This is a genomic window from Garicola koreensis (assembly GCF_014195445.1).
Lineage (GTDB): Bacteria > Actinomycetota > Actinomycetes > Actinomycetales > Micrococcaceae > Nesterenkonia > Nesterenkonia koreensis.
Genome location: NZ_JACIBT010000005.1, coordinates 75,796 through 87,238, shown reverse-complemented (window position 1 = coordinate 87,238; position 11,443 = coordinate 75,796). Strand labels below are relative to the sequence as shown.

Here is an 11,443-nt window from a genome sequence, read left to right as displayed (position 1 = left end):
GTCCAGCCGCTCGGGCACGCTGAGGGAACGGTCGGCCAGGGTCGGGATCGTGACCAGCCCCTGGCGGTGGGCCATGACCAGGCTCATCAGGACAGTCCGCCACGAGGTCTTGATCCGGCGACCTGTGCCGTAGGCGGAGACACTCCTCGACGGTTTCCCAGAGCGCGGTGGAGAAGGTGGCCATCTCCCAGACCGACCCGTCCGGCAGGGGCACCTCTTCGGCGGTCATCGAGTCCATCAGCGGCTGGCGCTTCAGGTCATGATCCATCGAGACCGCACGCTCCACGGTCGTCGGGATGAAGTCCTTTCTGTTCTCCATCCGGGACAGCTCCTGGAAACTGGGGAACCGCTTGTATGGGTTCGGCACTCACCCGTCACGTGTCACGACGGCGCGCAGCAGCATCTCCCGGTCTTCGACGCTGTCTTCGGCGACATCATCCGGGCGCTTCAACCCGTTGTGCGCGCAGACACCGTTCGGAGAAAGCGACACGTTGCCGCGGGTAGTGAACGAAACCAAGTCGTCCTGCTGAGCCTTGGTCTCCCAGATCGTCGCTTCGCCCGTCAGGGCCTCGCGGGCCTCACGCAACGGTTCGGCCAGCCCGTAGAGGTCGAGCCTCTCGAGGGTGTCGACTTCGAAATCCGTGATGAACCCGTCTGTGGTGACGCTGTATACCCAGCCTCCGGTCTCGGCGACTTGATTCATCACCGCCAGAAGCTGGGCACGGACCATGCTCGTCGTCGTCGCCGCGTGGGACGGGCTCGTGATCGCGGAACCGCCGACGCTCTCCATCTCCTGAGCGAAGGCGTTCCAACCCCGTTGCTCGTCGACCAGCCGCCTCGATCCCGGCGAGCACACGATCAGCGAAGTGCAGGGCCGGCGACAGCCCGACGGCACCGTCTGGCTGGACTGGTCCTACCGCCCCCCTCGACGGGTCGAAGACAAAACAGAACAGATCGAAGGGGCGCTCCGTCGGCGAAGCGCGACGCCGAGCCCGGGAGACCTACGAGGCGCTGACCACCGAATCGGTGGTATCGACCTGGTCAGCCACGGACAGCATCACCGACTACATCGCCGAAGTCAGCCGCCCGGCCATCGAGGCCGCCCGGCTGGCACCAGCTTCCCGAGGCCGCTACCTCGGCGCGCTGCGCTACCTGGTCGGCGACTGCCGGCAGGACCACGAGCACACTGCCAGCTTGAAAGACCACACCATCGCCTCGGGCACCCGGTTCCGGGCCCTGGAGCGCTGCCTGCAGGAGATCGCCGCACTGCACGGCCCCGAGTCGGCGCATCAGACGCGATCGGTGCTGGGCAAGTACGTGCTCGACCAGATGACCCGCGATGAGGTCATCACCGCCTCCCCCCATCGCCGGCAAGCGCATCGACCTCACCGGCGGTCAGCCTCGACAGCGCTCCCGCGGCGGCGTAGCTCTGACCCGCGAGGAGTGGAACAAGGTCATCGACCACCTGTTCACGCTCGACCCGGCCGACGGCGTCACTCGGCCGAAGCGCGGGGGCTACTCTCTCGCCGACCGGATCGCCGTGCAGGCCAACGCGATCGACCTGACGATCCTGCAGGCGCTGACCGGGCTGCGGGTCGGCGAGGCCACGGCCATCACATGGCCGATGGTCGAGTTCACCGACGACGGCGAGATGGTCCTGGACCGCTCCCCCGCGATCGTGAAGACCAGGACGGGCCGACGCCTCGGTGTTGTCCGGCGCACTGCAGGGACTACGAGAGCCCTCGGACGACTCCTGAGGTACGTACGTTTGGTACGTACAACAGCCCCACAAAGAGCTACTTCTGACTACGTCGATCAACGCTCCAGCAGCCCCCGATCCCGAGGATGACCTGGGATAACGCCCGTCAACATCGGTCGCCGGGAGCCGGATGCATCCAAAATGAATAGGCCGCCGGTTCGATTCCGGCAGGCGGCTCCGCCGCATCAATCGTCGCTGAAGTGATCTTCTGCTTCCTGCAGGGACCGAAGCACCTCATCTGCCCGATGTCGGACCGCTTCGATCCGCCCATGGTTCAGCCGGGCCATCGCTTCCGCCTCGGCGGTGGTGGCAAGATGATTGGCCGCCCGCGAGAGGCCCGAGTGAAGATGCTGAGCACCTGCGGGGACTCGCAGCTCTGTGGCCGGATACTGTGCGTGGGCCGTTCTGCACAGCTGGTAGACCCGCGGAAGCTGGGCGGCCAACTCGTCTCCGATGGGCACAAGTTGGTTGTGCAGTTCGTCGTCCTGCACTCCTGCGAGGATCTGATGGTACCGGTCCAACCCGCGGACATAGCGATCGTGAGCCTGCCGCCACAGGCCGGCACCCAAGTCCTTCTCCAGCTGCTTGGCACGACGGCGGCGGGCGAACAAGTTCATAGTGGCCCAATTATAGGCAGTCACAGCCCCTCTGGAGGCCGCCGGCTCGAAACGGGCGTCGGCTGTGGCGTATAGTTCGTACCTGGAGATTCTGGGCATTCGGTGTCTGGGCCTCCACGGAGCGGTGACCGAGCGGCCGAAGGTGGCGGTCTTGAAAACCGCTGTAGGCGATCCCTACCGTGGGTTCGAATCCCACCCGCTCCGCCAGCAGGGCAGAGCGATACTCAGCTCTGGTCCTTGAAGACCACCAGGAAACGGTGGGCCTCCTCGGTGGTCAGCGGCGAATGCTGCGAGAGCAGCTCGGCGGCCTCTTCGACATGATCGTCGCGCAGCAGCGCATGCAGCTGATCGTGCACCCAAGGCTCCAGATCCTCGTGGGAGAGCGTGATCTTCTCATCGCCGCGCTGGACCTCCAGGTGGAAACCGGCCTGCTCATCGTCCTCTTCGGCGGACCATTCCTCGGGGATGGTCAGTTCCTGCTCCCGGTCAAAACCAGACTGCTCCAGAAGCTCCCGCGCCTTAGCGTCGACGTCGTCATCGTCTTTGGTCTCCGCGGACTGCCCGCCGGGGATGTCGGGCACCTGTTCGGCGTTGTCCCCCAGGATCCGGCCGGTGTTGGGATCAGCTTCTGCCAGCGGAGACCCTGAGTCAGAGTCGTTGTCGGACAGGTCTTGGCGGACGTCGTCGATCGCGTCCTCGACGTACTCGTCCTGGACCTGCTGGCCGTCGTCGTCCTGGAGGTTGAAGTCTTCAGCGAATTTCAGCTCCGACGGCGCAGCCTGCGGATATCGGTGCAGCGCCTGCACCGCCACCACGCAGTCCTTCACCGGGGCACCTGTGGCCTCCCTGAACAGCGCCAGAGCACGTCGAGCGTCCTCACTGGCGATGGCCTGATAGATGACCTTGTGCTGGTCATCGCTGAGCGAGAGCGCAGCCTGCCGCGCCGTCTCAGGTGTGACTTCTTCCTGGATCTTCTCGTTCATCTTGCCCGCTTGACGCTGCATGAACATGCGGATCACCAGGAAGAGCACCACGCCCGCGGCCAGCAGCATCAGGATTTCCATGCACCCAGTCTACGCAATGTCCCTCAATGCGGCACTCCGTGCCCCGGACCGTAGGATATGGCTGTGACTATAGATCTGAGCGAATCTTTCAAAGCCTATGATGTGCGCGGCATCGTCGGGCAGAGTATCACTGCCGACTCGGTGCGGGCAGTGGCCGCAGCCTTCGTCGACGTCCTGGAGCTGGCCGGCCAGCGCGTCCTGGTCGGCGGCGATATGCGCCCCTCTTCAGCCGAGTTCGCAGAAGCCTTCGCTGAAGGGGCTGCCCACCGCGGCGCCCAGGTGACGCAGCTGGGGATGATCTCCACGGATATGCTCTATTTCGCCTCCGGGACGCTGAACGCCGCCGGTGTCGTGTTCACCGCCAGCCATAATCCGGCCGGGTACAACGGGATGAAGATGTCCAATGCCGGGGCGGTGCCGCTGAGCGCAGACACTGGACTGGATGAGATTCAACGTGTCGCACAGAACTATCTCGACGCCGGCACGTTTCCCGCCGCCGAAACCCCCGGCGCGATCGACTCCACCGACACGCTGAGCGACTATGCGGCCTATCTGCGCAGTCTGGTGGACCTGGAGGGCATCCGCCCGCTGAAGGTGGCCGTCGATGCAGGAAACGGTATGGCCGGTATGACCACCCCGGCAGTGCTCGGCGATGAGCGGCTCTCCGCTCTGCCGCTGGAGATTGTGCCGCTGTACTTCGAGCTGGACGGCACCTTCCCCAACCACCCGGCCAACCCATTGGAGCCGGAGAACCTGCGTGACCTGCAGCGTGCGGTGATCGCCTCCGGCGCCGACATCGGCCTGGCCTTCGACGGCGACGCCGACCGCTGCTTCGTCATCGATGAGTCGGGCGAGCCGGTCTCCCCCTCCGCTGTGACCGCCCTGGTGGCTGACCGGGAGATCGCTCGGGTCCAAGCCGCCGGGGAGGTCGAGCCGGTGATCATCCATAACCTGATCACCTCCCGGGCCGTGCCCGAGCTGGTGGCCCGTCGGGGCGGCCGTGCGGTGGAGACGCGGGTGGGGCACTCGTTCATCAAGGCGGTGATGGCGCAGGAGTCTGCGGTCTTCGGCGGTGAGCACTCCGCGCACTACTACTTTCGTGACTTCTACAACGCCGACACGGGGATGCTGGCTGCGATGCATGTGCTGGCCGCACTCGGTGAGCAGCGGCTGGGTCTGGGCGAGCTGGTCGCCGAGTACAACCCCTACTTCGCCTCCGGGGAGATCAACTCGGAGGTGGAGGACAAGTCGGCCGCCATGGATCGGGTGGCCCAGGCATTTGCCCACCGCGACGCCGCAGTCTCCCACATGGACGGGGTCACGCTGCGCGCCAGCGACGATTCCTGGTGGTTCAACCTGCGGCCCTCCAACACCGAACCGTTCCTGCGGTTCAACGGTGAGGCCCACACACCGGAACAGATGGAGGCGGTCCGCGACGAGGTGCTGAGCATCATCCGCGGCTGATCACCGGCGAGCCGCTTGGGACGTTGAGCGCCGCAGCAGCCACAGCAGGTACGGCGGGCCGACGACGGCGACCACGAGCCCGGCCGGCAGCTGGTCCGGGGCGATGACGGTGCGGCCGAAGGTGTCGGACACCGAGACCAGCGCGGCCCCCAGCAGCGCAGACACCGGCAGGAACCAGCGATGTTCACGGCCGACCAGCATGCGGGCCAGATGCGGCGCCGCCAGGCCCACGAAGGTGATCACTCCCACCGCGACCACCGAGACGGCGGCCAGCAGCACGGCGGTGGTCAGCGCCACTGCGCGCACCACCGGTAAGGAGACTCCCAGGATCCGCGGGGTGAGGTCGTCGATGCCCACCAGGTCCAACTCCCGTCGCAGCACCACCAGCACGGGCACTGCCAGCGCCAGCACCACCAGCATCGGCACCAGATCCCGCCAGGCAGTGCCGAAGGTGGACCCGCCCAGCCACGAGATGGCCATCGCCTGGTTGTGCGGCTGGGTGGTGGAGATCAGCAGTTGGGTGATGGCCTGCGCGGCCGTCATCACTCCGATGCCCACCAGCACCACTCGCTCCGGGGAGCTGGTGCGCGAACTGGCCAGCGCAAAGACGATCACTCCGGCCAGAACCGCCCCGGTGGCAGCCCCGGCGGACATGGACCACACCGAGGAGGACGGCAGCACGATCAGTGCGATCACCGCCCCCGCGCCGCCGGAGGCTGCCACTCCAAGGATTCCGGGTTCGGCCAGCGGGTTGCGGGTGACGGTCTGCACCAACCCGCCGGCGACTGCCAGCACCGCACCGGCCAGCAGCGCTGCAGCCACCCGCGGGGCCCGGAAGTCCAGAGCGATCTCGATGGCCCGGGCTGACTGCCCCTGAAGCCAGAGCAGCACATCACCCAGGCGCAGCCACCAGTCCCCCAGCAGCATCCCGCCCACTGCCAGCACCAGCAGCAGCACCGAAACGGTGAGGGTGACGGTCAGGCGCCGGGAGAGCCGAACCGCGCTGGGCAGGCCCAGGGCCGCAATCTCCTGACTGCCGCCGCTGCGCATCCGCATCGCCAGCGCCACCAGGAAGACCGCGCCGATGAGTGAGGTGACCACGCCGGTGGGGATCCCGACGGCGAGGCTGAGGTCGGTGAAGCCGAAGATGCCGCCCAAGAAAATACCGCGGACGCCGACGTCGGCGCCGATCACGATGAGCGCGCCGAGCAGTCCGGAGCCGGCCATCGCCCAGCCAAAGCGGCCGAAGCGGATCACCCGGGCGGAGAGCAGCCGGATGATCGCTGGGGCGCAGAGCCCCACAAAGCCCAACGGGCCCACCATGGTGACCGCACAGGATGCCAGCGCCACCGAGCAGACCAGCAGCCCGGCGCGCACCAGACCCACACGAACCCCCATCGATCGGGCAGTGTCACTGCCCAGGGAGAGCACATCGGTGGCGCTCGCCAGGAGCACCAGCACCACCAAGGCGGGGGCCATCACCGGCAGCAGCCCCACCACCGCGCCGATGCCGGAGAGGTTCAGCGTGCCGGCACCCCAGAGGAAGAGTCCTTGGGTGGACTGGGCATGGATCATCAGCAGCGCCGAGGTCACCGAGGCCAGACCCATGGCCACCACCGTGCCGGCCAGCACCAGGCGGATCGGCGCGGACTCGGAGAAGCCGGTCAGGGCCAGCACCAGGCCGGCGGCGCCGAATCCGCCCACGAAGGCCAGGGCCGCCGAGCTCAGCAGCGGCAGCGAGATCCCGAAGGCGGCTGCGGCAGTCAGTGCCAGGTGGGCCCCGGCGTTGACCGCCAACGTGTCCGGGGAGGCCAACGGGTTGCGGGTCATTGCCTGCAGTGCGCAGCCGGCGATGCCCAGCACAGCTCCGACCACCAGCCCGCCGATCAGCCGCGGCAGCCGTGAGTCGAAGGCGATGGCGCTCAGCTGGGAGTCATCTCCACTGATGAGCGCGGAGATCAGTTCCCGGGCAGAGGCCCCGGAGGTGCCCTGGGTCAGGTGGACGGCACTGAGGGCGACCAGCACCGCGAGTCCGACCGCGACAGTCAGGATCACCAGGGTCCGGGCCCGGGCCGGGGTGGTGGGTGCGGAACTGGTGCTCACCGCAAGAGCGTCAGGCTGCTGGGTCACGTGGCCGCCGTCGTCGGTGGTGGTTGTGGTACTCAGCCGTCGTCGGAGACGGTCTCGGTGAGCTGTTCGGCCCACTGCATGGCCGAGCCGGGTCCGCCGTAGAGCCAGGTGCGCTGGATCGGGTACATCCGGTCGTTCTCCACGAAGCCCAGTGAGTTCCAGGCGGAGTTGTCCTGCAGTCCGGCGAAGGGGTCCTCAGGCTCGGTGGAGGCGGTCCACCAGAAGAGCTCGGTCGCCTCGGGCAGGGCGGTGAGGCCTTCGACGTCGGAGGAGCTGATCGCCCAGTCGGCGTCGCCCTCCTGCTCCCAGGCCGGATCCAGGCCGATCTCCTCGCCCACGGCACTGACCATCGCGCCGGGACCGTGCATCCGGAAGGTGGCGGTGTTGCCCTCGATGGAGGGGTAGGCGACCACGAAGGGGGTCTGCTCAGCGTCGGCGGCAGAGATGCTCTCTCGGGAGTCCTCCAGGGTCTGTTCGTAGTCGCCCCAGATCTGCTCGGCCTCGTCCTGGGCGCCGAGCAGGTCTGCGGTCTGGAAGAATGTGCGCTCCATATGCCCCAGCGGGTCAGAGGCGTCGGCGGATTCCTGCAACACCACCGGCGCAATCTCCTCAAGATCCTGCATCAGCCCCTCGGGCACCGACTCCTCGGATCCGATGATCAGATCCGGGTTCGCCCGGCCGATGGCCTCGATGCTGGGCTCAGTGCGCAGTCCGACGTCGACGACGTCCTCATCGACCTCAGCGGCGGAGGCCCATGCCTCATAGCCCTCCAGGTCAGCCGCGCCGACGTGGTTGCCGCCGAGCATCTCGACGTTCTCCGTCTGGGCCCATTCCAGGGTGACCACCCGCTGAGCGGGACCCTCGATGGTGATCTCCTCGCCGGAATGGTCGGTGACAGTGATGGGGCCGGCATCCGAGTCGGCCTCGGACTCGTCACCGGTGTCGACGTCGGTGGTGCCGCAGGCGCTCAGGGACAGCACGCTCAGTGCCGCCAGGCAGAGCAGACGGCGGGCGGAGAGGGTTTCGGCGAGGCTCATCGGTGTCCTTCCGGGACGGACGCAGCGGGGTGGGAACGGCTCAGGGGGCGGAACGGCTCAGGCGGGAATCGGCAGGGCCGCTGTCGACTCTTCTCGGGCCGGGGTGGGTGCGGCCTCCGGGGCTGCGCGGCGCCGTCCGGCCCGCTGGGCACGCACCGACAGTCCTCCTGAGGGCATCGGCGCGACGTCGATCGGGACTCCGTAGACCTCGCTGAGCCGCGCCGAGGTCATCACCTCCGACGGCGTCCCCGCGGACAGCACGCTGCCCTCCTGGAGCAGGACCACGTGATCGGCGATGTCGGCGGCCTGTTCCAGGTCATGCAGCACCACGCCCACGGTGAGGCCGTGGATGTCCGCGAGGTCGCGGATGAGGTCCAGCAGGCTCATCTGGTGTTTCATATCCAAGAAGGTCGTGGGTTCGTCCAGCAGCAGCACGTCGGTCTGCTGGGCCAGACACGTCGCCAGCCAGACCCGCTGCAGCTGGCCGCCGGACAGCTCGGTGACCGGCCGGTGGCGCAGCTCCTCGAGTCCGCACAGGACCAGCGACCGCTCCACGACCTCAGCACCGTCGGGGTCGGCGCGGCGGAATCGTCCGCGATGCGGGTGCCGGCCCAGTTCCACGACCTCGGCTGCGGTCAGCCCGGTGGGAGTGGGCCGCTGCTGCGCGAGGATGGTCAGGCGCTGGGCGAAGCTGCGCGGAGAGAGGCTGCTGATGTCTGCGCCGTCCAGGGACACCTGACCCTCGGTCTCGGCCAGGCGGCACATGCCGCGCAGCAAGGTGGTTTTGCCGCTGCCGTTGGGCCCGATCAGCGCGGTCACACCGCCGGGCAGCAGGTCGACGTCGACATTGTGGACAATGCGGTGGGCACCATAGGAGACCGACAGCTGGTCGGCCTGCAGTGAGGCACCCATGATCTGACTGGAGAAATTTCGCACATTCGAACGTTACCAAATTAAGTACAGGCTCACCTAACATCTGCGCAGAAAAAAGCGCCCGGCAACGAAAATCGTTGCCGGGCGCCTTGGGTCAGGCCGGGTTTCGGGTCAGGCTGCATTGATGCGGGTGCGCAGCTCCTCCAGTTCGGCCTGGATGCTTGCGGGCAGGGAATCACCGAAGTTGGCGAACCACTCCTCTATTCCGGTCAGCTCCTGCTTCCATTCCTCCACGTCGACGCGCAGCGAGTCCTCCAGCGCCTCGTCGCTGATGTCGAGACCGTCAGTGTCGAGGGAGTCTTTGGTGGGGATCAGCCCGATGGGGGTCTCTTCGGCACCCGCGGTGCCCTCGATGCGCTCCACCACCCACTTCAGCACGCGGGTGTTCTCCGCGAAGCCCGGCCAGGCGATTGTGCCGTCCCGTCCGCGTCGGAACCAGTTGACCAGAAAGATCTTCGGCAGGTGCTGCGGCTCTGCCCGGCCGGAGACCTCCACCCAGTGCTTGAGGTAGTCGCCGGCGTCGTATCCGATGAACGGCAGCATCGCCATGGGGTCGCGACGGACGGTGCCGACCTGACCCTCGGCGGCGGCCGTGGTCTCTGAGCTCAGCGTGGAGCCGAAGAAGATCCCGTGGTTCCAGTCGCGGGACTCGGTCACCAGCGGAACCGTGGTCTTGCGGCGTCCGCCGAAGAGGATCGCATCCAGCTTCACACCATTGGGCTCGTAGTACTCCGGGGCCAGCATGTCGGTCTGATCAATGGGAGTGCAGAACCGCGCGTTCGGATGGGCCGCAGGGGCGTCAGAGTCCGGCGTCCAATCGTTGCCCCGCCAGTCGATCAGGTGATCCGGAGCCTCCTTGGTCATGCCCTCCCACCACACGCCGCCGTCGTCGGTCAGCGCCACATTGGTGAAGATCGAGTTGCCCTTGGAGATGGCGCGCATGGCATTGGCATTGGTGTGCCAGCCGGTGCCCGGTGCCACACCGAAGTAGCCGGATTCGGGGTTGACCACCCGGAATTCGCCGTCCTTGCCGGGGCGGATCCAGGTGATGTCGTCGCCCAGGGTCTCGGCCTTCCAACCCTTCAGGCTGGGGTCGATGAGTGCCAGGTTCGTCTTGCCGCAGGCGGAGGGGAAGGCCCCGGAGACAAAGTAGCTGCGACCCTGCGGGTTGGTGAGCTTCAGGATGAGCATGTGCTCAGCCAGCCAGCCCTCGTCGCGGGCCATGACGCTGGCGATGCGCAGCGCGTAGCACTTCTTGCCCAGCAGCGCGTTACCGCCGTAGCCCGAGCCGAAGGACCAGATCTCGCGGCTCTCCGGGAAGTGGACGATGTACTTCTCATCGTTGCAGGGCCAGGGCACATCGGCCTGGCCGGGCTGCAGGGGTGCGCCGACCGAATGCACGGCCGGCACGAAGAACGCTTTCTGCTCATCAGTGCGGCTGAGCTCTTCGATCTTGGCCAGCACCTCGGTGCCGATGCGGGCCATGATGCGCATGGAGGCCACCACATAGGGGGAATCGGTGATTTCGACGCCGAACTTGGGGTCATCTGCCTCCAGATGGCCCATGACGAAGGGAATCACATACATGGTGCGGCCCTGCATGGCTCCGTCGAAGACGCCGTCGAGCGTCTTGCGCATCTCAGCGGGCTCGACCCAGTTGTTGGTGAACCCGGCGTCGCGCTCACGTTCCGAGCAGATGAAGGTCCGCGACTCCACCCGGGCGACGTCGGCCGGGTCAGAGGCTGCGGCGAAGGAGTTCGGAAAGTCCGGGCTGGTCAGTCGGGTCAGCGTGCCGGCCTCCACCATCTGATCGGTGAGCCGATCATTCTCCTGCTGGGAGCCGTCGACCCAGTGGATCGCGTCGGGTTTGGTGAGGTCGGCGATCTGACTGACGAAGTCGATCAGCGGCTGATGAGTGGTCGGAGCATCTGCAGCGATGCTCAGCGGGGTGAATCCGTTTGCACCGGGCGCCTTTGCAACGGTGGTCACTGTATTTCCCTCCATTGGGTGACAGGTTCTTGGCACTGCTCTTCTTGGCGCTGCTCCGGGAATCACATACCGGTGCGACGAGGGCTCGGCGCATCATAGAGCCGAAGCGCGCACCACGTTGTACGCGCTGAACCTTCATGCACACCCGCGCAATGCCGGATGGAGCAGACATGCCAACTCTAACCTCTGTGGAGCGCTCGGGGGCGAATGCCGCCAAAATTGTGATTGGTGTAACAGCTCATTCGCGTTTCGAGGGTGCTGACGAGAATTTGCCGGAGGTTCGGCGCCCCGTGTATAGTTTTCTAGGTCCGGTCGGCATCGGTGCACGGCCGGAGCAGCTCTCGAAGAGAGCAGGAAAGCGCCTATAGCTCAGCTGGATAGAGCGTCGGTCTACGGAACCGAAGGTCTGGGGTTCGAATCCCTATGGGCGCACCACGCATCTGATCCCCC

At 66.6% G+C, this 11,443-nt stretch carries 10 protein-coding genes and 2 tRNA genes; 4 read left to right on the top strand and 8 right to left on the bottom strand.

Translation table 11 applies throughout. The annotated features are described in order from the left end of the window. Both FHX47_RS10675 and FHX47_RS08030 read right to left on the bottom strand, forming a co-directional pair. On the bottom strand, window positions 1–319 hold a 319-nt coding region (locus tag FHX47_RS10675), incomplete at its 3' end, for a hypothetical protein (RefSeq protein WP_221206247.1). Between the two features lie 48 nt (window positions 320–367). Continuing rightward, window positions 368–790 carry a hypothetical protein gene (locus FHX47_RS08030; RefSeq protein WP_183358408.1) on the bottom strand — a complete coding sequence of 141 codons (423 nt, stop codon included), beginning with the start codon at window positions 788–790 and terminating at the stop codon, window positions 368–370. Between the two features lie 549 nt (window positions 791–1,339). On the opposite strand from FHX47_RS08030, the gene FHX47_RS08025 reads away from it, so the two are divergent. After that, window positions 1,340–1,849 (top strand): site-specific integrase, encoded by a 510-nt coding sequence (locus FHX47_RS08025; protein ID WP_183358407.1) that lies wholly within the window; start codon window positions 1,340–1,342, stop codon window positions 1,847–1,849. A gap of 95 nt (window positions 1,850–1,944) precedes the next feature. Here FHX47_RS08025 and FHX47_RS08020 read toward each other — a convergent pair whose 3' ends face one another. Next, complete coding sequence (locus tag FHX47_RS08020; RefSeq protein ID WP_183358406.1) at window positions 1,945–2,376, bottom strand: hypothetical protein; 432 nt, start codon at window positions 2,374–2,376, stop codon at window positions 1,945–1,947. A 118-nt stretch (window positions 2,377–2,494) separates the two neighbouring features. Between FHX47_RS08020 and FHX47_RS08015 the strand changes: the two genes are divergently transcribed. After that, window positions 2,495–2,583 (top strand) — tRNA-Ser (locus FHX47_RS08015). Between the two features lie 17 nt (window positions 2,584–2,600). On the opposite strand, the gene FHX47_RS08010 is transcribed toward FHX47_RS08015, so the two are convergent. Next, the gene (locus FHX47_RS08010) at window positions 2,601–3,440 is read right to left on the bottom strand and encodes a hypothetical protein (RefSeq protein ID WP_183358405.1); all 840 of its coding nucleotides are present in this window, start codon (window positions 3,438–3,440) and stop codon (window positions 2,601–2,603) included. A gap of 57 nt (window positions 3,441–3,497) precedes the next feature. Between FHX47_RS08010 and FHX47_RS08005 the strand changes: the two genes are divergently transcribed. Further along, window positions 3,498–4,904: a phosphomannomutase/phosphoglucomutase gene (locus FHX47_RS08005; protein ID WP_183358404.1), complete on the top strand. Its 1,407-nt coding sequence runs from the start codon at window positions 3,498–3,500 to the stop codon at window positions 4,902–4,904. Here FHX47_RS08005 and FHX47_RS08000 read toward each other — a convergent pair whose 3' ends face one another. The 4 genes from FHX47_RS08000 to FHX47_RS07985 all read right to left on the bottom strand — a co-directional run bounded on the left by FHX47_RS08000 (window position 4,905) and on the right by FHX47_RS07985 (window position 11,008). After that, window positions 4,905–7,007 (bottom strand): iron chelate uptake ABC transporter family permease subunit, encoded by a 2,103-nt coding sequence (locus FHX47_RS08000; RefSeq protein WP_221206244.1) that lies wholly within the window; start codon window positions 7,005–7,007, stop codon window positions 4,905–4,907. A gap of 59 nt (window positions 7,008–7,066) precedes the next feature. After that, window positions 7,067–8,071, bottom strand: a complete 1,005-nt coding sequence (locus tag FHX47_RS07995) for an ABC transporter substrate-binding protein (RefSeq protein WP_183358402.1) — start codon at window positions 8,069–8,071, stop codon at window positions 7,067–7,069. 57 nt (window positions 8,072–8,128) lie between these two features. Beyond that, entirely contained in the window at window positions 8,129–8,983 is an 855-nt protein-coding gene (locus FHX47_RS07990; RefSeq protein ID WP_183358401.1) for an ABC transporter ATP-binding protein, read from the bottom strand. 132 nt (window positions 8,984–9,115) lie between these two features. After that, window positions 9,116–11,008 carry a phosphoenolpyruvate carboxykinase (GTP) gene (locus FHX47_RS07985; RefSeq protein WP_183358400.1) on the bottom strand — a complete coding sequence of 631 codons (1,893 nt, stop codon included), beginning with the start codon at window positions 11,006–11,008 and terminating at the stop codon, window positions 9,116–9,118. A 343-nt stretch (window positions 11,009–11,351) separates the two neighbouring features. Between FHX47_RS07985 and FHX47_RS07980 the strand changes: the two genes are divergently transcribed. Continuing rightward, window positions 11,352–11,428: transfer RNA gene (locus tag FHX47_RS07980), tRNA-Arg, on the top strand. The last annotated feature ends 15 nt before the right edge of the window (window positions 11,429–11,443 follow it).